This is a genomic window from Streptomyces sedi (assembly GCF_006335015.1).
In the GTDB taxonomy this organism is placed as follows: domain Bacteria; phylum Actinomycetota; class Actinomycetes; order Streptomycetales; family Streptomycetaceae; genus Streptomyces; species Streptomyces sedi.
On record NZ_VDGT01000003.1, the window covers coordinates 80,635 to 101,780 of the forward strand.

Annotated in this window: 22 protein-coding genes; 17 read left to right on the forward strand and 5 right to left on the reverse strand. The window is 72.6% G+C overall.

Features of this window, described 5'->3' with window-relative positions; all coding sequences use genetic code 11:
- Positions 1-24: 24 nt before the first annotated feature.
- Both FH715_RS05195 and FH715_RS05200 read right to left on the reverse strand, forming a co-directional pair.
- Positions 25-621, reverse strand: coding sequence for a TetR family transcriptional regulator (locus FH715_RS05195; protein ID WP_139641194.1), 597 nt, complete (start codon positions 619-621; stop codon positions 25-27).
- A 25-nt stretch (positions 622-646) separates the two neighbouring features.
- Positions 647-2,179 (reverse strand): MFS transporter, encoded by a 1,533-nt coding sequence (locus FH715_RS05200; RefSeq protein ID WP_139641197.1) that lies wholly within the window; start codon positions 2,177-2,179, stop codon positions 647-649.
- 313 nt (positions 2,180-2,492) lie between these two features.
- On the opposite strand from FH715_RS05200, the gene FH715_RS05205 reads away from it, so the two are divergent.
- Positions 2,493-4,334: a phosphoenolpyruvate carboxykinase (GTP) gene (locus FH715_RS05205; RefSeq protein ID WP_139641199.1), complete on the forward strand. Its 1,842-nt coding sequence runs from the start codon at positions 2,493-2,495 to the stop codon at positions 4,332-4,334.
- A 105-nt stretch (positions 4,335-4,439) separates the two neighbouring features.
- Here FH715_RS05205 and FH715_RS05210 read toward each other — a convergent pair whose 3' ends face one another.
- A complete protein-coding gene (locus FH715_RS05210; RefSeq protein WP_139641710.1) occupies positions 4,440-5,651 on the reverse strand; it encodes a pyridoxal phosphate-dependent aminotransferase in 1,212 nt (403 codons plus the stop codon).
- Between the two features lie 97 nt (positions 5,652-5,748).
- A complete protein-coding gene (locus FH715_RS05215) occupies positions 5,749-6,357 on the reverse strand; it encodes a TetR/AcrR family transcriptional regulator (RefSeq protein WP_170184637.1) in 609 nt (202 codons plus the stop codon).
- Between the two features lie 82 nt (positions 6,358-6,439).
- On the opposite strand from FH715_RS05215, the gene FH715_RS05220 reads away from it, so the two are divergent.
- The 3 genes from FH715_RS05220 to FH715_RS05230 are packed head-to-tail and all read left to right on the forward strand — an operon-like array spanning position 6,440 to position 9,796.
- A complete protein-coding gene (locus FH715_RS05220) occupies positions 6,440-6,964 on the forward strand; it encodes a PH domain-containing protein (RefSeq protein WP_139641202.1) in 525 nt (174 codons plus the stop codon).
- The gene (locus FH715_RS05225; protein ID WP_139641204.1) at positions 6,961-8,508 is read left to right on the forward strand and encodes a PH domain-containing protein; all 1,548 of its coding nucleotides are present in this window, start codon (positions 6,961-6,963) and stop codon (positions 8,506-8,508) included. The genes FH715_RS05220 and FH715_RS05225 overlap by 4 nt, the downstream gene beginning before the upstream one ends.
- 16 nt (positions 8,509-8,524) lie before the next feature.
- Positions 8,525-9,796 carry an alanine racemase gene (locus tag FH715_RS05230; RefSeq protein WP_139641206.1) on the forward strand — a complete coding sequence of 424 codons (1,272 nt, stop codon included), beginning with the start codon at positions 8,525-8,527 and terminating at the stop codon, positions 9,794-9,796.
- 105 nt (positions 9,797-9,901) lie between these two features.
- Here the strand turns inward: FH715_RS05230 and FH715_RS05235 are convergent, their stop codons facing one another.
- Positions 9,902-10,945 (reverse strand): chitinase, encoded by a 1,044-nt coding sequence (locus tag FH715_RS05235; RefSeq protein ID WP_246108570.1) that lies wholly within the window; start codon positions 10,943-10,945, stop codon positions 9,902-9,904.
- 300 nt (positions 10,946-11,245) lie between these two features.
- Here FH715_RS05235 and FH715_RS05240 point away from each other — a divergent pair, with 300 nt between their 5' ends.
- The 13 genes from FH715_RS05240 to FH715_RS05295 all read left to right on the forward strand — a co-directional run bounded on the left by FH715_RS05240 (position 11,246) and on the right by FH715_RS05295 (position 21,120).
- Positions 11,246-12,142 (forward strand): hypothetical protein, encoded by an 897-nt coding sequence (locus FH715_RS05240; protein WP_139641209.1) that lies wholly within the window; start codon positions 11,246-11,248, stop codon positions 12,140-12,142.
- A 58-nt stretch (positions 12,143-12,200) separates the two neighbouring features.
- A complete protein-coding gene (cpaB, locus tag FH715_RS05245; protein WP_139641211.1) occupies positions 12,201-12,950 on the forward strand; it encodes a Flp pilus assembly protein CpaB in 750 nt (249 codons plus the stop codon).
- Between the two features lie 17 nt (positions 12,951-12,967).
- Positions 12,968-14,188, forward strand: a complete 1,221-nt coding sequence (locus tag FH715_RS05250; protein WP_170184638.1) for a CpaE/TadZ family protein — start codon at positions 12,968-12,970, stop codon at positions 14,186-14,188.
- On the forward strand, positions 14,185-14,568 hold the full coding sequence (locus FH715_RS28075; RefSeq protein WP_246108571.1) for a TadE/TadG family type IV pilus assembly protein: 384 nt from the start codon (positions 14,185-14,187) through the stop codon (positions 14,566-14,568). The genes FH715_RS05250 and FH715_RS28075 overlap by 4 nt, the downstream gene beginning before the upstream one ends.
- Positions 14,569-14,572: 4 nt before the next feature.
- Positions 14,573-14,959 (forward strand): TadE/TadG family type IV pilus assembly protein, encoded by a 387-nt coding sequence (locus FH715_RS05255; RefSeq protein ID WP_139641213.1) that lies wholly within the window; start codon positions 14,573-14,575, stop codon positions 14,957-14,959.
- Between the two features lie 73 nt (positions 14,960-15,032).
- Positions 15,033-16,373: a TadA family conjugal transfer-associated ATPase gene (locus FH715_RS05260; RefSeq protein ID WP_139641215.1), complete on the forward strand. Its 1,341-nt coding sequence runs from the start codon at positions 15,033-15,035 to the stop codon at positions 16,371-16,373.
- Positions 16,374-16,375: 2 nt separating this feature from the next.
- Positions 16,376-17,332 carry a type II secretion system F family protein gene (locus tag FH715_RS05265; protein ID WP_139641217.1) on the forward strand — a complete coding sequence of 319 codons (957 nt, stop codon included), beginning with the start codon at positions 16,376-16,378 and terminating at the stop codon, positions 17,330-17,332.
- Positions 17,333-17,450: 118 nt separating this feature from the next.
- Complete coding sequence (locus FH715_RS05270) at positions 17,451-18,338, forward strand: DUF5936 domain-containing protein (protein ID WP_139641219.1); 888 nt, start codon at positions 17,451-17,453, stop codon at positions 18,336-18,338.
- Between the two features lie 107 nt (positions 18,339-18,445).
- Positions 18,446-18,748, forward strand: coding sequence for a WXG100 family type VII secretion target (locus FH715_RS05275; RefSeq protein ID WP_097230622.1), 303 nt, complete (start codon positions 18,446-18,448; stop codon positions 18,746-18,748).
- A gap of 106 nt (positions 18,749-18,854) precedes the next feature.
- Positions 18,855-19,496, forward strand: coding sequence for a hypothetical protein (locus FH715_RS05280; RefSeq protein ID WP_097230623.1), 642 nt, complete (start codon positions 18,855-18,857; stop codon positions 19,494-19,496).
- Positions 19,497-19,590: 94 nt separating this feature from the next.
- Complete coding sequence (locus FH715_RS05285; protein ID WP_139641221.1) at positions 19,591-19,929, forward strand: hypothetical protein; 339 nt, start codon at positions 19,591-19,593, stop codon at positions 19,927-19,929.
- A gap of 406 nt (positions 19,930-20,335) precedes the next feature.
- Positions 20,336-20,536 (forward strand): hypothetical protein, encoded by a 201-nt coding sequence (locus FH715_RS05290; RefSeq protein WP_097230625.1) that lies wholly within the window; start codon positions 20,336-20,338, stop codon positions 20,534-20,536.
- Positions 20,537-20,604: 68 nt separating this feature from the next.
- A complete protein-coding gene (locus FH715_RS05295) occupies positions 20,605-21,120 on the forward strand; it encodes a hypothetical protein (RefSeq protein WP_139641223.1) in 516 nt (171 codons plus the stop codon).
- Positions 21,121-21,146 lie beyond the last annotated feature (26 nt).

Genomic DNA, 21,146 nt, shown 5'->3' on the forward strand with positions numbered 1-21,146 from the left:
GCGGGCGCCGGGCGCGGGCGGCGCTCAGGCCGACAGGTGGCGCGCCAGGGTGTCGATGGTGCGGTCGGCGAGGGCGCGGGCGTCGGCCTCCGGTTCGACGCCGGCCCAGTGCAGCAGCGCCTCGCGGAACGCGCCGAGTACGGCGCCGAGCAGGACCCTGGTCTCCAGCGAGTCCACGGGCCGCCCGATGCGCGCCGCCAGCGACTCGGCCAGGTCGTCGCCCGGCCGCGCCATCGTCTCGTGCAGCCGGTCCCGCACGGAGGGCACGGAGGCGATCAACTCCATGCGGTGCCTGGCCCGTTCGAGCGCGCCCGGTTCGCCCTCCGCGACGGTCACGCAGGCGTGGATGGCGTGGCGCACCGCCGTCAGCACCGGTTCGTCGACGGGCCTGGCGGCCAGCTCCACGCTCAGCGGGCGGGCCGGGGTGTCCTCGCTGAGGACGAGGTCCTCCTTGGTGGGGAAGTAGCGGAAGAAGGTGCTGGTCGAGACGTTGGCCTCGGCGGCGATCCGGTCGACGCGCGTGGCCTCGAAGCCCTGCTCGGCGAAGAGCCGGTAGGCGGCGTCCCTGATCTCCCGGCGGGTGCGGAGCTTCTTGCGTTCCCGCAGGCCCTGCGGCGTCATGGAGCACGCGTTTCTCATGGCGTGGTCACCCCCCGGTGTCCGGTTCGGTCTGGGAGAGCAGCGCGGCGGTCTCGCCGGCGCGGTTGAGGAGCCAGCCGGCCAACAGGCCGGAGAGCAGCGCCAGATAGCCGCAGACGAAGAGGGCGACGCTGGTCGCCCGGGTGAACGCGGCGTCGGCGGCCTCGGCCAGCTCGGGGCGGCCGAGGAACGCGGCCCACTCGTGCGCGGCCACCACGGACCTGCCGATGTCCTCGGCGGCCTCGGCCGGCAGCCCGTCGACGTCCAGGTTCTCGCGGTAGCTGTGCGCCAGCAGGCTGCCGAGCAGCGCGACGCCGATCGCCGAGCCCAGCAGCCGCATCGTGCTCAGCAGCCCGGAGCCGCCGCCGAACCGGTCGGGCGGCAGCGCGTTCATCGCCGCGTCCACGGCCGGCACCAGGGCCAGTCCGAGTCCGAGGCCGGTGATGGCGAGCCAGATCGCCAGCTGCCCGTCGCCCGCGTCGGCCAGCATCGAGCTGCCGAGGAACCCGGAGAACGAGAGCAGCACCATCCCGCCGGCGACGACGCCCCCGGTGCCGAACTGCCGCACCAGCGGCCCGCAGCCGCGCACCGTCGCCAACAGCCCGGCGAGCAGCGGCAGCAGCCGGACGCCGGTCGCGAAGGAGTCGTGGCCGCGCACGGCCTGGAGGTACTGCGGCAGGAAGAACAGCAGGCCGGCGAGGATCAGGCTGGCCAGCGCGCCGAAGAAGGTGGGCCAGCCGAACGCGGGGTCGCGCAGCAGCGCCAGGTCGACCATCGGGCGCTCCCGCCGGCTCTCCCGCAGCAGCGCCAGCGCCAGCAGCGGCAACGGTGCCCCCACCGCCAGCAGCACCAGCGGCTTGTCCCAGCCGCGCGCGGCGCCCTCGATCACCGCGAAGAAGAGCGAGCCGACGCCGGCGGCGATCAGCACCGTGCTCAGCGGGTCGACGCGGGGCGCCCCGGGGTCGGAGGACTCCGGGAGCAGCAGCCGGCAGGCGAGTCCTGCCAGGCCCAGCACGGGCAGGTTGACCAGGAAGAGGACGCCCCAGTGGAACTCGTTCAGCAGCCAGCCGCCGATCAGCGGCCCCAGCGGGAGTCCGGCGGCGAAGGCGGTGGCCATCGCGGCGACGGCCTTGGCGCGTTCGGCGACGGGGAAGAGCGTCGGCACCAGGGCCAGGGTGAGCGGGACGATCAGTCCGGTGCCTATCCCCATCAGGGCGCGGGCGGCGACGAGTTGGGCGGTGCCGCCGGCCGAGGCGCCGAGCGTGGAGCCGAGCAGCACCATGGCGAGCCCGGTCAGCAGCGTGCGGCGGCGCCCGTAGCGGTCGCCGAGCAGCCCGCCGGGGAGCACGGCGGCGGCGCTCAGCACCAGATAGGAGTTGACCACCCACTGCTGCTCGTCGGTGCCGATGCGCAGGTCGGCGGAGAGGGTGGGCAGGGCGATGTTGAGGATGGTCATGTCGAAGCCCAGCGTGAGCGAGATCAGCCCGAGCACGGACAGCGCCCACCAGCGGCTCGGCGCCTGTGGGGTGGGGCTCGTCATCCGTGCTGTCTCTCGTGCGGGGCGTTCGTGGGTCCGGTGCGTGCGCTGCGCGCGGGGCGGCTTCGGTCGGCTCTTCGTGGGGTCGTTGCCAAATGATAGTGACTCCCAGAAGTGCGTCGTTCGTCAAGGTGGTTTTGCTCTCCCTTGGTGCTGCTCATATGAGCTGCCCTGGACACAGACGAGAGATAGGGTCAGTATCAGATGAGCGGCTCTTCCCTTCGGATGAGCGGCCGGCCCGGGTGGCAACGGTGCGACGTTCGCCGTCCCGGTGTCCCGACAACCCTCAAAACCTCAACCCTCAGGAGCGAACGCGATGCTGACCTCAGCTCCCGTCGCCGCCCAGGCCCCCACCCGGCACGCCGAACTGCTGGCGTGGGTGGCCGAGATCGCCGAGTTGACCCAACCCGACCAGGTCGTGTGGTGCGACGGCTCCCAGGAGGAGTACGACCGCCTGTGCGCCGAGCTGGTCGAGCGGGGCACCTTCCGCCGGCTCGACTCCGACCGCCGCCCGAACTCGTACTACGCCGCCTCCGACCCGACGGACGTCGCCCGCGTCGAGGACCGCACCTTCATCTGCTCCGAGCGCGAGGAGGACGCCGGTCCCACCAACCACTGGATGGACCCGGCCAGGATGCGGGAGATCTTCTCCGGCGAGGCGGGCCTCTTCCGGGGCGCGATGCGCGGTCGGACGATGTACGTGGTCCCGTTCTGCATGGGCCCGTTGGGCTCGCCGCTCTCCGCGCTGGGCGTGGAGATCACCGACTCCGCCTACGTCGTCACCGCGATGCGCACCATGACCAGGATGGGCACCCCGGTCCTGGAACAGCTGGGCGAGGACGGCGACTTCGTCCGCGCCGTGCACTCCGTGGGCGCGCCGCTGGCCGAGGGCGCGGCGGACGTGCCCTGGCCGTGCAACACGACCAAGTACATCTCGCACTTCCCCGAGAGCCGCGAGATCTGGTCGTTCGGCTCGGGCTACGGCGGCAACGCCCTGCTCGGCAAGAAGTGCTACGCGCTGCGGATCGCCTCCGTGATGGCCAGGGACGAGGGCTGGCTCGCCGAGCACATGCTGATCCTCAAGCTGACCCCGCCGGACGGCGGCCAACCCCGCTACGTGGCCGCCGCGTTCCCCTCGGCCTGCGGCAAGACCAACCTCGCCATGCTGCGCCCCTCGCTGCCCGGCTGGCGCGTGGAGACCGTCGGCGACGACATCGCGTGGATGCGGTTCGACGACGAGGGGCGGCTGCGCGCGATCAACCCGGAGGCCGGCTTCTTCGGGGTGGCCCCCGGCACCGGCGAGGACACCAACGCCAACGCCATGCGCACCCTGTGGGGCAACGCGGTCTTCACCAACGTCGCGCTCACCGAGGACGGCGACGTCTGGTGGGAGGGCATGACGGAGGAGCCGCCGGCCCGCGCCACCGACTGGCGCGGCCAGCCGTGGACCCCGGACGCCGACCGCCCGGCCGCGCACCCCAACGCGCGGTTCACGGTGCCGGCGGCGCAGTGCCCGACCATCGCGCCGGAGTGGGAGGACCCGGCCGGGGTCCCGATCTCGGCGATCCTCTTCGGCGGGCGCAGGGCCTCCACGGTGCCGCTGGTCACCGAGTCGCTCTCGTGGCGGCACGGCGTCTTCCTGGGCGCCAACGTCGCCTCGGAGAAGACCGCGGCGGCCGAGGGCACGGTGGGCGAGCTGCGCCGGGACCCGTTCGCCATGCTGCCGTTCTGCGGCTACCACATGGGGGACTACTTCGCGCACTGGCTGTCCATGGGGGAGCGTGTCGGGGACGAGTCGAAGCTGCCGCGGATCTTTTACGTCAACTGGTTCCGCAAGGACGACGAGGGCCGCTTCGTCTGGCCCGGGTTCGGCGAGAACATCCGGGTCCTGAAGTGGGTCGTCGACCGGCTGGAGGGGCGCGCCGAGGGCGTCGAGACCCCGGTCGGGCGGCTGCCCGCGCCCGGTGAGCTGGACGTCGAGGGGCTCGAACTCACCGACGAGCAGCGGGCGACGCTGCTGGAGGTGGACCTCGACGAGTGGCGCGCCGAGGCCGAGTTGATCCCCGGCCACCTGGAGACCTACGGGGAGCACGCCCCGGAGGGGCTGTGGGAGGAGCACCGGGCGCTGGTCGAGCGGCTGCGCCGGGCGGCCGGCTGACCGGCGGGTGAACGGACGGGTGAACGGCGCCCCTCGGCGTGGGCGCCGTTCACCCGTTGACCCGTCCGCTTCTCGATCTCGCCGGCCCGGTCCGATCTCGTCTGATCAGAACTGGGCGTAGCCGTCCAGGAACTCGCCGATGCGGTCGACGGCGTCGGCCAACTCGTCGGCGGGGGGCAGCGTCACGATCCGGAAGTGGTCCGGCTCCGGCCAGTTGAAGCCGGTGCCGTGCACGATCATGATCTTCTCCGCGCGCAGCAGGTCGAACACCATCTGCCGGTCGTCCTTGATCTTGTACACCTTGGGGTCGAGCCGGGGGAAGGCGTAGAGCGCGCCCCTCGGCTTGACGCAGGTGACGCCGGGGATGGCGGTCAGCCGCTCGTAGGCGACGTCCCGCTGCTCCTTGATCCGGCCGCCCGGCAGCACCAGCTGCTCGATCGACTGCCGCCCGAAGAGCGCGGCGGCGACGGCGTGTTGGGCCGGCATGTTGGCGCACAGCCGCATGTTGGCCAGGATCGTCAGACCCTCTATGTAGCTGGTGGCGTGGTCCTTCGGACCGCAGACCGCGAGCCAGCCGCAGCGGAACCCGGCCACCCGGTAGTTCTTGGACAGCCCGTTGAACGTGAGCGTCAGCAGGTCGGGGGCGATCTCGGCGGTGGAGGAGTGGGTGGCGCCGTCGTAGAGGATGCGGTCGTAGATCTCGTCCGAGCAGAGCACCAGCCGGTGGCGCCTGGCCAGCTCGGTGAGCTGGCGCAGCATCTCGTCGTCGTAGACCGCGCCGGTGGGGTTGTTGGGGTTGATGATGACCAGCGCCCGGGTGCGGTCGGTGATCTTCCGCTCGATGTCGGCGATGTCCGGCATCCAGTCGGACTGCTCGTCGCAGCGGTAGTGCACGGCCGTCCCGCCGGCCAGCGAGACCGAGGCGGTCCACAGCGGGTAGTCCGGGGCCGGGACGAGGACCTCGTCGCCGTCGTCCAGCAGGGCCTGCATCGACATCTGGATCAGCTCGGAGACGCCGTTGCCCAGGTAGACGTCCTCGACGGAGAGCTGGATCCCCTTGGTCTGGTAGTGCTGCATCACCGCGCGGCGGGCGGAGAGCAGCCCCTTGGCGTCGCCGTAGCCGTGGGCCTCGCCCACGTTCCGCAGGACGTCCTCCAGGATCTCCGGCGGGCAGTCGAAGCCGAAGATGGCGGGGTTGCCCGTGTTGAGCTTCAGGATGCGGTGGCCCGCTGCCTCCAGCCGCATTGCCTCCTCAAGAACCGGACCCCGGATCTCGTAGCAGACATTGGCGAGCTTGCTGGACTGGATCACCTGCATCATGCTCGTTACCTTACGACCGTGTAACGCGGGGCGCGCTGTGTTTTCGCCCACCCGGGTCCCGGCCGGCGGGCGCGCGCCCGCGCCGCCTCGCGCGTCAGTCCCGGCGCGGGCGCAGGCCGCCCTCCAGCGTCCTGGTGACCCGCTCCAGCGCCACGTGGCGCGGCAGCCCGTCCTCGTCCATGGCCTCCCAGCCGGCGGAGATCAGGTACCACAGCGAGCGGACGAACCACTCGACCTCGACCTCCTCGTCGAAGTAGCCCTCGTCCTGGCCGCGTTGGAAGAGCAGCGCCATCGGGACATGGGCGGCGTCCCAGCCCGACTCGGTCCACTCGTCGGGGGAGACGGTGTCCTCGGAGAAGAGGAAGTTCACCCGGTAGCCGAGGTCGAACATCGCCCGCACCAGCCGGCGGAACGCGTCGGCGACCGGGCCGTCCTCCAGCCCGGCCTCCTCCACCGCGTGCCGGGTGGCCACCGCGCAGTCCTCCAGCAGGGCGTGTATCAGCGCCGCGCGGTCGGCGAAGTAGCGGTGCAGCGTGCTCCGGCCCACCTGGGCGGCTCTGGCGATCTCGCCGAGGGAGGCCGAGCCGTCCTGGGAGTAGACCTCGATCGCGGCGTCGAGGATCGCGCGGCGGGTGCGCTGGAGGGTGCCGGTGGGGCCCGGGGTGCCGGTGGGGCCCGGGGCGGAGGGAGCCGTCGCTGCCATGCGCCCATGGTAGGCGCGTGCGATGACGGGATAACGCGTATCGGGGTGGCACTCCGCGTCTGAGTGTGGGACAGTGTGTCTCATGATGGATCTGGGGGTTCCGCCTTCCGGCGGCGTGGGTGGTGTGGCGCTCCGCCCGCCGCGCCACCGTGTGGAGCGGCGGGCGATGGCGCTGTGGGCGGCGCGGGGGCTCGCGTTCTCGCTGCCGCTGGTCGGCGTTCTCGCGGTGGCGTACGCGTTCTGGTCGGCCTCCCGGCCGTGGACAGGGCCGCTGTTGGTCGCGGCGTCCGTCCTGGTGCCGCTGCACGCGGTGGTGATGCCGCTGTGGCGGTACCGGGTGCACCGCTGGGAGAGCACGGAGGAGGCGGTCTTCGCCGCCGAGGGGTGGATCGTCCGGCAGTGGCGGATCGCGCCGCTCTCCCGGATACAGACGGTGGACACGGTGCGGGGCCCGGTGGAGCAGCTGCTCGGGCTGTCCACGTTGGTGGTCACCACGGCCTCCTCCAGCGGTGCCATCTCCATCCGCGGGCTCGACCCCGGCGTGGCGAGCGAGGCGGCCGACCGGCTCGCCGAGATCACCCGGCGCACCCCGGGGGACGCGACATGAGCGCGGCCGGGGCGCCGCGGCTCGTCGTCGACGCCCCCGCGGACGGGCCCTCGACGGCCGAGGTGCCGTGGCGGCGGCTGGACCCGAGGCTGATCTGGGCGGACGCGCTGCGCGTGGTGCTGTCCATGCTGCCGGGGGCCGTGGCGCTGTTCGTCTTCGACCAGACCCAGGGGATGACGGTGATGCCGCTGCTGGCCCTGGCCGGCTGGGGCGTGTGGGGGGCGCTCACCGACGCGGTGCGGTGGGTGACCACGCGGTACCGGGTGACGGAGACCCATCTGGAGCGCCGCACGGGTCTGCTGGTGCGCAGCCACCGCGCGGTGGCCAGGGAGCTGATCCGCACGGTGGACGCGGACGCCCGGCTGCTCCACCGGGTGGCCGGGGTGCGCCGGGTCACCATCGGCGCGGGGCAGACGACGACGGCGCTGGAGGCCGCGCTCACCCTGGACGCCCTCTCCAGGGACTCGGCCGAGGAGCTGCGCCAGGAGCTGACCGGCGCCCCGCGCGAGCGGGCGGCCGAGGAGCCGCCGGCCCTGGCCGCGTTCGACTGGCGCTGGGTGGTGCACAACGCCTTCGGCATCTGGGCGATGGTGATGGCCGCCGGCCTGCTCTGGGGCGCGCACTTCACGCTGGGCGTCTTCGGGTTCGACCTGGTCGGGTGGTTCGGGGCGCTGCGGGACGCGCTGGGGCTGGAGGCCACGGCGGCGGCGCTCGTCGGGGGCGTCGTCGCCATGGCGCTGCTGGGCGCGGTGGGGATGAGCATCCAGTTCCTCACCGCGCAGGCGTTCTTCCGGCTGACCCGGGAGCCGGGGGAGGAGGGCGGCAGCGTGCTGGTGACCCGCCGCGGGCTCTTCCGCACCAGGGAGGTGGCGCGCGACGAGTCCAGGACGCGGGGGATATCGCTCTCCGAGCCGCTGCTGTGGCGCTGGTTGGGCACCACGGACACCAGCCTGATCACCACGGGCGCCTTCTGGTGGAGCGAGGGCGTGACCATCCTTCCGCGCGGCCCGCGGCGGGTGGCGCGCCGGGTGGCCGCCGCGGTGCTGGGCGACGAGCCGCTGACCGCGCCGCTGGTGCGGCACCCGGCGGCGGCGCTGCGGCGGCGCCTGGCGTGGGCGCTGTGGGCGACGGGAGGCTGCGGCCTGGCGCTGGCGCCGCTGGGCGGGCGGGCCTGGCTGGTCGGCCTCGCGGTGGCGGCGCCGGTGACGCTGGGGCTGGCCTGGGCCGGGTACCGCTCGCTGGGGCACGCCGTCTCCGGTCCCTGGCTGGTGCTGCGCTCCGGGGCGATGAACCGGGAGACCTCGGCACTGCGGCGCAAGGCGGTCAGCGGGGTGTGCGTGCGGCAGTCCCCGTTGCAGCGGCGCCTCGGGCTGGCCACGGTCCGGGTGAGCACGGCCGCGGGGAACGGCTCCTACGCGGCGCGGGACCTGGCGGTGGCGCGGGCGGTGCCGTTGGCGGTGGCGGCGCTGCCCGAGGCCGCGCCGTTCCGGGAGGGTGACGGTGCGGCGCCGGCGCGCATAGGGTCGGGGCGACCCGCCCCCTGACCCCCGGAGTCGCCCCATGGCCGGTCCGTTCGACCAGCTCAGCCAGGAGATCGTGGACAGCCGGTTCAAGGGGCTGCCGCCGGACGCCGCCGGGTCCACCGTCGGCGAGTTGGCCGCGCAGCGCCGGGACTTCGCCACCGGCGGCTTCACCACCCCGCTGCTGACGGCCTCCGCCGACGCGCTCGACCACAACCTGCGCACCCTGGCCGCGTTCGCCGACCGGCACGGCCTGGCGCTCGCGCCGCACGGCAAGACCTCGATGGCCCCCGCGCTCTTCCACCGCCAACTCGCGCTGGGCGCCTGGGGCATCACGGTCGCCGTCCCGCACCAGGCGCGGGTGGCCAGGGAGTTCGGGGTGGGCCGGATCTTCCTGGCCAACGAGCTGGTCGACGCGGCGGCGCTGCGCTGGCTGGCCGGCGAGCAGGACGCGGACCCCGCGTTCCGCTGCGTGGTCTATGTCGACTCCCCGGCCGGGGTCGCGCTGATGGACGCGGCGCTGCGCGAGGCGGGCGCGATCCGGCCGGTCGAGGTGGTCGTCGAGTGGGGCGTGCCCGGCGGACGTAGCGGGGTGCGGGACGCCGAGGGCGCCGCCGCCGTCGCGGACGCCGTCGCCGGGGTGGAGACGCTGCGGCTGGTCGGCGTCGCCGGCTACGAGGGCGAGGTGCCGGACGCCGACGCCGCCTCGGTGCGCGCCTGGCTGGACGGGCTGGGCGCGCTGGCCGCCCGGTTCGACACCGAGGGCCGCTTCGAGCGGAGCGCGGAGATCATCGTCAGCGCCGGCGGCAGCGCCTGGTTCGACGTGCTGGCCGCGTCGTTCGCCGAGCTGCCCGCGCTCTCCCGCCCCACGGTGCGGATGCTGCGGGCCGGCGCCTATGTCAGCCACGACCACGGGCGCTACCGGGAGGTCACGCCGTTCCGCCGGATCCCCGAGGAGGGTTCGCTGCGCCCGGCGTTCCTGCTGTGGGCGCAGGTGGTCTCGCGCCCCGAGGCCGGCCTGGCGCTGCTCAACGGGGGCAAGCGGGACATCGCCCACGACCTGGGCCTGCCCGAGGTGGTCGGGGTCCGCTCGCCCGACGGCACCGTCGGGGAAGGGGCGGGGCTGACGGTGGTGAAGCTCTCCGACCAGCACGCCTTCCTCCAGGCCAGGGAGGGCGTCGAGGCGCCGGCCGTCGGGGAGTGGGTGGCGCTCGGCATGTCGCACCCGTGCACCATCTTCGACCGGTGGCCGCTGATCCCCGTGGTCGACGGGCGGGGCGCGGTGGTCGAGCTGCTGCGCACGTTCTTCTGAGCCGGCGCCGGCCCGCGCCCCACCGGTGTGCGACACCGCGCCGGCCCCGCTGCCCCCGTGGGACGGGGAGCCGCGGGGCCGGCGAAGTGGTGGTCTCTCAGGGGGTCACGGCAGGGCGTGGACGTGCGGGCCCACGGTGTCCGACCAGGAGTTGCCGGCGTTCGCGTCCCAGTTGACGGACCAGGTCATCGCGCCACGCAGCTCCGGGTAGGTCTGCTCGGGCGTGAACGAGCCGCAGTTGGTGCCCTGGGTCAGGCAGTCCAGCGCGTCGTTGACCACGCCGGGCTCCACATAGCCGGAGCCCGCGGCGTCCGGGGTGGCCGGCACGCCGAGGCCGACCTGGGAGGCGTCGAGGCCGCCCTCCAGCTGGACACAGGCCAGCGCGGTGAGGAAGTCCACCGTGCCCGCCGAGTACACCTGGCCGTCGCAGCCCAGCATGGAACCGCTGTTGTAGAACTGCGTGTGGACCGCCGTCAGGAAGTCCTTGGTGTTCAGCGCGAGTTGGAAGTACTCGGTGTCGGTGCTCTGCATGTCCAGCGTCTGCGGGGCCATGGTGTACACCAGGTCGTCCCCGACGCCGGCGTGGACCGCCTCCATCGCCTGCGACATGTACTGCGCGTCGATGCCGTGTTCGAGGTCGATATCGATGCCGTCGAAGCCGTACTCCTCGATCAGCCCGAGCGCGGACTCCGAGAAGGCGCTGGCCGAGGCGTCGTCGTTGACGGTGACATGGTCCTCCGCGCCGCCGACCGACAGCACGACCGCGACGCCCTCGGCCTGCTTGGCCGCGATGTCGTCCTTGAACTCCTGTTCCGAGCCGTAGCCCAGGACCGGGTCCAGCTCGAAGTCGAGCTGCCCCGCGGTGGCCGTCGACGCGGCGAAGGAGACCGCGATGATGTCGTACTCCGGCGAGACCTCGCCCAGTTTGAGCAGCGTCGAGCCGTTGTCGAAGTTGTGCCAGTAGCCGGTCAGGGTGTGGGCGGGCACGGCCGCCGGCGCCGGGGACTCGTCCGAGCCGACCGCCGAGGCCGCGCCGACCAGGCCGGCGGCCAGCAGCGCGCCGGCCCCGACGGCCGCGCCGAGCCGCAGCGGCAGCCGGCTCCGGCGGCGGTGTCCTGGCGTCGTCACCTGCGAAGTGTTGCTGTCCACGCTCGCCTCCGTCATACGGATGTGGGGGAACTCCCGGCGATGAGGGGGATGTTGACCCGGTCGCCGGAAGCAGGGATACGGGGGGGAAACGGTGGCCACCGTTGACCAGCACATTGGTCCAGACCATCGGGGGCTGTCAATGGTCTGGACAGGAAGCGTCCCGCGGCCCCCGTGTTCCCGCGGACGCGGACAGTGGTGTTCCCCTGTCAGTGGGAATCGATAAGCTTCCCACCGGGCAGACAGACCCAACGGGCGGACACAGCCGAACAGCGGACGGGTCCTCAGCACAAGGGGGTGGACATGTCGATCGCCATCGCGGTCACCAGCGCCGACCTGGTGCTGCCCCCCACCGACCAGCACACCCCCGGCGCCCACGTCCTCACCCCGCCGGACAAGCAGGACTTCCCCGCCGCGCTCGACGAGATCGGCCACGCCCTGGACCAGCACGGCTATCTGATAGCCGTCTACCCGACGACCACCCCCCTGCCCACCGTGCAGCGCCTGCACGCGGTCCGGGCCATGCTGGAGACCGACCGGATGGCCCTGCTGCCCAGCGCGCTCCCGCCGTTGGGCACCGCGGTGCTGATCCGCCAGCTGCGCCAGCTGTCCGTCTGCGACTTCAGCCCCGGCGTCCTCGGCGCCTCCGCGCGGCTGCTCGCCCACTACATCTACGCCGGCGCCCTGCTGGCCTCCGGCAGCCGGCTCGCCAGGGTCCCCGTCACCCTGCCCGCGAGCCAGGAGCCGGCGCGCCCCTCCGGCCGTTCCTGCGCCGTACTGGCCGGCCCCACCCCGCAGTTGGTGCGCCCCGAGGGCGGCGCCACCCTCGCGGGGCCGCAGTTCTCCACCTCGCTCACCTACGCCACGGGCTCGCTCGGCAGCGACTGGGTCACCGCCACCCTGGCCCGCCGCTGGCAGGTCCAGGCGCTCCACCCGGTGCCGCTGCCCGAGGAGTCGGCCGCCTGGTGGGCCACGGGCAAGCTCGTCGAGTTCGCCGCCGCCGTCCCCGATGTCTCGCTGCTCTACCAGATGGTCAGCTCCATGCGGCAGGAGGCGTGCCACTGGTGCGGCCTCACGCTGATCGGCGACCGCTGCGCCTTCTGCTCCTCCCCGCTGGTGCCCATGGAGCGGCGGCCCAGGGCCATAGCGCCCAGCCACCGCCCCGCCCTGGTCACCGGCCCGACCGGCCAGACCAGTTGACCGGCGGCCCGTCCATGCCCCCCGCAGCCGAAGTCGCAGGAGAAGGTAGACCCCTTTCATGAACGCTCGTCAGCGGCGCGGCCTGCTTCTGCTCCTGCTCTCCCTGGTCCTGGCGCTCGGCGCCTTCGCCGGGGTGGTCATGGTGATCAACGACGTGGAGTCCAAGGTCGGGCCGGAGACCACCGCCTACGAGCTGGCCGAGGACGTCGAGCCGTACCAGGAGGTCACGGCCGACCAGCTCACCGAGGTCTCCATCCCGGAGCGCTACGTCCCCGACTCCGCGATAACCGACCTCGACCAGCTCGACGACAAGGTCGCGACCGGCCCCCTCAGCGAAGGCTCCCTGCTCCAGGCCGACATGCTCTCCGACCGGCCCGAACTCGACGAGGGCCAGCAGGAGATCGCGGTCATGATCGACGCCTCCACCGGCGTGGCCGGCAAGATCTACCCCGGCGCCACCATCAACATGTACGCCGCGTTCCGGGTCAGGGAGCGCGACGGCCAGGAGGAGGACGAGGTCGAGATCGTCCGACTGATGGTCAACAACGCCGAGGTCATCGAGGTCGGCGAGCTGACCGAGGTGGACGACGAGGACCGCGCCACCATGGAGGCCGTGCCGATCACCTTCGCGCTGGACAACACGGACGCCCAACGGGTCACCTACGCCGAGGCGTTCGCCGAGCAGGTGCGGTTGGCGCTGGTCGCCCCCGGGGAGGAGACCGAGATTCCCCCGGAGGAGCGCACATACACCATCATGGGTGACATCGTCGGCAGCCCTCACTCCGGTCTCGACGAGCTGTCCCCGTAAGGAAGCAGGTGGCACCGTTGACGACCCGGATTCTGCCCGTGGTGGGCGACTCGGACACCGCCCGCTCCCTGATAACGCTGCTCAGCCAGCTGCCCGACACCGAGCCGCTGCGCCCGGTGCCCGACTCGACCACGCTGCTGGACACCCTCGCGGCGCTGGCCAACGAGTCCGTCACCGGGCTGCCCGAGGTGGTGGTGATCCACGAGGGCGTGGGCCCGCTGCCCGCGCTGGAGCTGATCCACGAGGTCGCGCTCCGCTTCCCCGCCGTCGGCGTGGTGCTGGTCTCGGCCGCGCCGAGCCCCGACCTGTACGCCGCCGCCATGGACGCCGGCGCCCGGGGGCTGGCCGGACTGCCTGCCTCCTTCGACGAGTTGGCCGGGCGGGTGGCCGCCGCCGCCCAGTGGGCGGCCGGGATGCGCCGCCACCTCGGCGCCGGCGAGAGCGTCCCGCAGGGCCCCGGGGGCCGCGTCGTCGCCGTCTGCGGCGCCAAGGGCGGCGTCGGCGGCACCCTGCTCGCCACCCAACTCGCCCTCGCGGCACAGCGTTCCGGCCAGTTCGAACGCGGCGTGGTGCTCGTCGACCTCGATCTGCTCTGCGGCGACGTCGGCTCCTACTTCGACGTGCAGTTCCGCCGTTCCGTCGCCGACCTGGCAGGGATCGCCGACATCACCCCGCAGGTGCTGGCCGAGGCCGTCTTCACCCACGAGACCGGCCTGTCCATGCTGATCGCCCCCGCCGAGGGCGAACGCGGCGAGGACGTCACCGACGCCACGGCCAGGCAGCTGCTGACCGCCGTCCGCTCCCGCTACGACGTGGTGATCGTGGACTGCGGCTCCCAGATGAACGGCGCCAACGCCACCGCCGTCGAGATGGCCGACGTCGCGCTGCTGGTCACCACCCCCGACGTGATCGCGGTCCGCGCGGTCAACCGCATGGTCCGGATGTGGGACCGGCTGCGCATCCGCAAGGCCCAGGACACCTGGACGGTGATCAACCGCCACTCCCGCGCCAGCCACATCCAGCCGCAGCTCGTCGCCAGGATCACCGGCACCCAGGTCGCGGGGAACGTGATCCCCGCCGGCTTCAAGGAGCTGCGGGAGTCGATGGACGCCGGCCGCGTCCAGGACCTCGACCCGCGCGGCCAGGTGCGCCGCGCGATGTGGTCGCTCGCCGCCGAGCTGGGCCTGGCCGCGGCCCCCGCCGCGCCCTCGGGCCGCCGCCGGGGGAGGAGATCGTGACCCCGGCGCCGCTCCGCCGCCGGCCGGGCGGCGACCGGGGCGCGGCCATGGTGGAGTTCGCCGGGCTCTTTCCGCTGGTGCTGCTGATGATGGCGGTGATCTGGCAGTGCGTGCTGATCGGCTACACCTTCTCCCTCGCGGGGAACGCGGCGGACGAGGGCGCCAGGGCCGGCGCCGCTGCCCGGGGCGACCCGCAGGGCGCCTGCGCCAGCGCGGCGCGCGCGCATGTGCCGGGCGCCTGGGACATATCCGTGGACTGCCCGCTGGAGGGCGAGGTGCGGACGGCGCGGGTCGCGCTGAAGGTGCCCGTGCTCTTCCCCGGCGCCTTCGACTTCCCGATGACGGTCACCGGCACGGCCGGCGCCGCCGAGGAGGGCTGAGCCGATGCCGCGCCCCAGCGGCGCCGCGCGGCGCGCCGACCCGGAGCGCGAACGCGGCGTCACCGCCGTCGAGTTCGCCGGCTGGCTGCCGCTGCTGCTCACCGTGGCGCTGGCCGCGCTCCAGCTGGGCCTGGTCGGGTTCGCCGCCCTCCAGGCCGGCTCGGCGGCCAGGGCGGCGGCCAGGACCGCCGCGCAGGAGGAGATCGAGGACCAGTACGCGACCAGCGGACGGGCCGCGCTCAGCGGCCCGCTGGCCGAGAACGCGACGTTCGAGCTCGACCCCTGCGGCGACGAGGCCACGGTCACCGCGAGCGTCGAGATCCCGACGGTGCTGCCGTTCTTCAACGGCCTGGGCACGGCCTCCCGGACGGTGACCATGCCGTGCGACTGAACGACCCGACGACCCCGGGACCGTCCCGCCACACACCCCGACGGAGGTGCGAACCAAGGTGAAGGAGCGCTCGATGGGCCTGCGTTCCCGCGTGCACGCCCCCGACCAGCCGGCCGCCAGCGGCCTGAGCGACGGTCGGCTGGTCGCCACCTACCGCGCGAAGCTGCTGGAGGAGATCGACCTCGCCGAGATGTCCTCGCTCGACCTGACCGAGCGCAGGGACCGGCTGGAGCGGGTCCTCGGCCACATCCTCAGCCGCGAGGGCCCGGTCCTCTCCACCCAGCAGCGCGCGCTGCTGATCCGCCGGGTCGTCGACGAGGCCCTCGGCCTCGGCATCCTCGAACCGCTGCTGGAGGACGCCTCGATCACCGAGATCATGGTCAACGGCCCCGACCAGATCTATGTGGAGCGCTCCGGCCGGGTCGAGCGGCTGCCGATCGGCTTCGCCTCGGAGGAGCAGCTGATGCAGACGATCGAGCGCATCGTCTCGGCCGTCAACCGCCGCGTGGACGAGTCCAACCCGATGGTCGACGCCCGGCTGCCCACCGGCGAGCGGGTCAACGTGATCATCCCGCCGCTCTCCCTCTCCGGCGCCACCCTCACCATCCGCCGCTTCCCCCGCGCCTACACCCTCCCCGAGCTGATCGGCTTCGGCACCCTCGACGAGCATCTGCTGACGCTGCTGGCCGGCCTGGTGCGGGCCAAGTTCAACGTGATCGTCTCCGGCGGCACCGGCTCGGGGAAGACCACCCTGCTCAACGCGCTCAGCGGCCTGATCCCCGAGGGCGAGCGGATCGTGACCGTCGAGGACGCGGCCGAACTCCAGCTCCAGCAGAGCCATGTGATCCGGCTGGAGTCCCGCCCGCCCAACATCGAGGGCAAGGGCGAGGTCACCATCCGCGACCTGGTACGCAACTCGCTGCGGATGCGCCCCGACCGGATCATCGTCGGCGAGGTGCGCGGCGGCGAGACCCTCGACATGCTCCAGGCCATGTCCACCGGCCACGACGGCTCGCTCGCCACCGTGCACGCCAACAGCGCCGAGGACGCCCTGCTCCGCCTCCAGACGCTCGCCTCGATGTCCGAACTCCAGGTGCCGTTCGAGGCGTTGCGCGACCAGATCAACAGCGCCGTCGACGTGCTGGTGCAGCTGGTGCGGCACCCGGACGGCGGTCGCCGGATCGCCGAGGTCGCGGTGCTGGCCTCGCACGGCAGGGAGCCGTTCAGGATCGCCACCGTCGGCGAGTTCGCCGCCCAGCCGATGGGGCAGGACGGCCGGGTGTACGGCCACTTCCGGCACCATCCGCTGCCGGAGGTGGTGGCCAGACGGCTCCATCTGGCGGGGCAGTCGATCCCGCCCGCGTTCGGCGTCCAGACGGCGGACGCCTGGCTGCCCGTCCGGGAGGCGAACTGACCATGAGCGACCTGTCGTTGCTCGCCCTCGGCCTCACGCTGCTCGCGCTGACCTGCGGCGTCGCCGGTCTGCGGCTCTACGGCTCCGGCCGGGCCCGGCAGCGCGAGCTGCTCAGCCGGCTGGCCGACACCGCCCCCGAGTCGGCCGGTCTCGCCCCGCCGACCGGCGGCCGGCGCCGCCGCTTCGACCAGCTGGACCGCCGGCTGCGCGCGACCGGCCTCGGCGCCAGGCTGCGGCTGAAGCTCCAGGCCACCGGCCTGGAACTGAGCGTCGGCGAGTACGCCGCCTATGTGCTGGGCGCGGTCGTCGCGCTCTGGGTGATCGCCTCCGTGGTGCTGGCGCCGTTCTTCGGCCCGGTCTTCGGGCTGGTGGCGCTCTGGGGCGCCAACGCGTTCCTGAACTGGCAACGCGCCAAACGCACCGAGCGTTTCATCAGCCAACTCCCCGAGCTGGCCCGGCTGATCGCCAACGGCACGGCGGCCGGCCTGGCGATGCGCACCGCGCTCTCCATGGCCGCCGAGGAGATGGAGGACCCGGCCGGCGCCGAACTCGCCACCGTAGCCAACCAGTTGGCAGTCGGCCGTTCCCTGGAGGAGGCGCTGGGCGAGCTGGGCGAGCGGCTGCCGTCCCGCGAACTGACCGTGCTGGTCACCACGTTGGTGCTGGCCAACCGGGCGGGCGGCACCATCGTCGCCTCGCTGCGCAACCTCGTCGCCACGCTGGAGGAGCGCAAGGAGACCCGGCGCGAGGTGAGGACGATGCTCGCCGAGATCAACGCCACGGCCGTCACCATCCCGCTGCTGGGCCTCGGGGCGCTGCTGATGATCAACAGCATGTCCCCGGGCGCGCTGGGCCGCGTCACGGGCAGCCCCGGCGGGCAGATCGCCATGCTGGTCTCGCTCGGGCTCTATGTGGTGGGCTTCGTGGTGGTCCGCCGGTTCGGTCGGGTGGACGTGTGAGCGCCCCCCGGGGACGGTCTCACCCCGCGTTGACCGGGAGCCCGCACGAACTGACGTGCGGGAGGGGCCCGTCGGGGGTCCCGTTCGCAGTGGCTGTCGAGTCGAGGGAGGGCGTGCGATGGCACTGCTGCTCGGCCTGGTGATGGGCGTCGCCGTCTTCGGGATCGTCGCCGCGGTCCGGATGATGCGCTCCGGCACGCCGCTCCCCGCCGACCTGGCGCTGGCGCTGGAGATCGGCTCCACCCGGGTCTCCGCGAGCGGCTCGGCCGTCGACCGGCTGGGGATGCGCTTCGCGCCGCTGGTGCTGCGGCTGATGGGCCGTGCCGCCGTGGACCGCAAGCGCCGCCAGATCGACCTCGCCGGCCACCCCGGAGGGCTGACCGTCGACCGCTACGCGGCCAGACGCGCCGTCTACGGCGTCTTCGGGCTCTGGACGGCGCTGTTCTTCGTGATCGCCGGCTTCCCGCTCTTCGCGCTCTTCGGCCTGGCCTTCGGCCTGTTCGCCGCCGACGCCACCATCTGGCAGGGCGTGCGCGAACGGCGCGAGGTGATCGACCGCACGCTCCCCGACTTCCTCGACGTGCTGGCCGTGGTCGTCTCGGCCGGGCTGAGCTTCCGCCAGGCGCTCGACCGGGTCTCCGCCCGCTACCGCGGGCCGTGGGCGGACGAGATCCAGATCACACTCCGTCAGATGGACATGGGCGTCTCGCGCCGCGAGGCGTTCGACGCGCTGCGCCGCCGCAACGACTCCGAGCCGGTCAACCAGTTCGTCACCGCCCTCCAGCAGGGCGAGGAGCTGGGCGCGCCGATCGCCGACACCCTGGTGCAGATCGCCCACGACATGCGGCGCACCGACGCACAGAACGCGCGCCGCCGGGCCGCCAGGGCGATACCGAAGGCCACGTTGGCGACGTTGGTCTTCATGGTGCCCGCCACCATGATCATCATCGTCACCGGGATGATCCTCGGCTCCGGCACGGACTTCGGCGAGGTGCTGGGCCGCTGAACGACCGGCGGCCCGGGGGCGGTTGCGCGCCGGTCGGGTCGCTGTTACCAACTCGTAGAGGAATCACGGCGGGCCACCGCGTAGGCTCGTCAGGGAGGGGGTGCCTCATGGCCGACGGCGACATCGATGTCACATATCAGGACATGCACGATGCGGCGGATCATCTTCTGGAGGCCAAGGACGAGATCCTGGCCAAGCTCCAGACGCTGCGTACCTACATTCAGGATCTGGTCAGGGACGGCTATGTGACCTCTGCCTCATCCATCGCGTTCGACCAGTCCTACGACGAGTTCAACACCGGCGCGCGCGAGGCCGTCGAGGCGTTGCAGGGCATGGCCGACTTCCTGGACGGCGCGGCCGACGGCTACGCCGACCTGGACCGGCAGTTGGAAGAGGGATTGCGCGAATAGCCACGGGTAGGCTGCTGGTGGCCCGCGCGCCGCGGGCCGCCAGGCGCCGGGGGCCGGTGGCACAGCCGGAGCGCGTGGGCGTGGGGTGCCGAGGGGAGCGAACGTCGTGACCGACAAGTGGGTCGATGCCGTCACCGTCGAACGGGAGGGCTTTCGGATCAACGTGCCCGACTCGTGGTGGGAGTTCGACCTCAGGCCGGAGACCAGGGACAACAGCATCCGTCGCATGGTCGACGAACGGGTCCGGGCCAACCCGGAGATGGCCGAGCACCGCGAGGTCATCGCCGGCTTCCTGCGCAAGCAGGCGAAACACGCCTGGGACAACGGCTCGGTCTACTGCGGCTGCATGGCGCAGAGCTTCGGGGACGGCCCGCCGATCACCGCGACGGTGACGGTCTCCCTGATCGGCGCGCGCACCTCGTCCGGCGAGATCCTGCCCACCGACCCGGCGGCGATCATCGGCCAACTCGGCAACCGCGAGGCGAAGAAGCCGGGCGACGCCTGGCGCGAGGTCTCGGTGATCGACATCCCGGACGTCGGCCGGGTGGCGCGGACCAAGGGCGTCGAGGACATCAAGGTGCCCAACGACAGCAGGACGGCGCGCGCCGTGCTGATGCAGACGTTCATCCCGGTGCCGGGCGACCAGCAGGCGGTGGCGCTGGTCTCGGGGAGCAGCCAGGTGCTCGACCTGGCCGACTCGTTCTTCGACGTGTTCGACGCCATCACCTCGACGTTCCGCTTCGCCTGAGGGGACGTCGCGGCGCGGCTCGGGGCTTGGGGGCCCGGAGTGACGCACCAGCCGCAAGGATCGGGTTCAGGACCAGGGAGGGGAGGGGCACCTCGTGTCCGGAAGTGATGACAGGCTCGCGATCCCGCTCGCCGAGCTCCAGGAGTTCGCGCCACAGCTGCGCTCCGTCAAGGAGTACATGAACAGGACCGGCGACACCTTCGACCAGTACAACGACTCCTTCGGCGACGACCGGGTGGTCAGCGCGCTGGACGACTTCGTCAGCGGCTGGAAGGACGGCCGCAGCGACATCAGCGAACAGCTGACCGGCCTCGCCGAGATGACCGACACCGTGATCACCACGGTCAGCGACTACGAGGACGAGCTGGCACGCAGCCTCCAGGAGGGCAGCGGCGGCGAGGGCGGCAACGGCGGCGACCAGCAGGCCGTCTGACCCGGCACGGCCCGCCCCGGCGGGCCGTGCCCCACCCGCCCCCACCTGCCCCGGCGGGGCCGTGCCCCACCTGTGACCGACCCGCCCGGTTTGGCCCGCTACCGGGGTGGGCACGACCTTCCATGCCCGGTGCCTCGCGCGTTGTCACCGGCCGCCCTCGTGAGGGCCGCGATCTCGCTGACCGCCAGGCACCGGATGTGGCACAGTCAGTGCCGAAAGCTGTACTGGTTCGCCTGCGGGAGGGGGTCGGGCACGGTGTGTCCAGCAGTCAACGGGCGCCCACCGGAACGCGGTTGCCCCCAGCTCCGGATATCCGCACCCCCTTCCCCGCGCTACCGTGGTACCTGGAGGGGCGGGGCCGCACCAGGCCCGGCTGAGCCGGCGTCAGCCGGAGGAGAGGGACGCCATGAGCAGGCTGCTGTCGTATGTCAGACACACCATCCACGCACGGTTCCGCCCTCACACCGGCGACCGCGGCGCTGGCTTCGTCGAGTACGCGGGCCTGCTGCTGCTGATCGCGACGGTGGTGGTGGCGGTGGTGTCGTTGAACATCCAGAACGATATCGCGGATGCCGTGGCCGACGCGGTCGGCGATATTCTGGGCTGACGTTACTCTCCGACTCCAGGGGAGCGTTGTTCCCTCTGTATCTCTGGCTGGTCACCGGTCTGTTGGCTGTGGCTTTTCTCTTTTTCGTCTTCGCCCAGGCCGCGGTGACCCGGAGCGGCGGCCAGTCCGCCGCCGACGCGGCTGCCCTGGCCGCCGCCCGAGAGGCGAGGGACCAGCTCTACGGCGACTTCCGGGACGCCCTCGACGACGAGGACGCGGACCTGGAGGACATCATCGACGGCGGCGGCTCGCTGACGGGCGCGCCCTGCGCCCGGGCGGCGCCCCGGCTGGCCGAACGCAACGGTGCGGAGGTCATCGCCTGTGAGCCGAGCGCGGAGGGACTCCGGTACACGGTGCGGGTACGGACGCTTGAGCCCGTGGGGGACTCCCTCATCCCCGCCACGTCGAACGAGTACGCGGAGGCCGAGGCGACGGCGGTGGTCGGCGGACTCTGCCGACTCGTCTCCGAGGACGAGGACCGGATCGAGTTCGGTTGTGAGGACGACCGTGACTGGTCCTTCGACCCCGGCGGCGACGAACTGCCGGAAGCCAGAGACATGTTCGCCGTTCATTTGGAAGAATGATCTCAGTTCTTATTGACAGGTAAAGG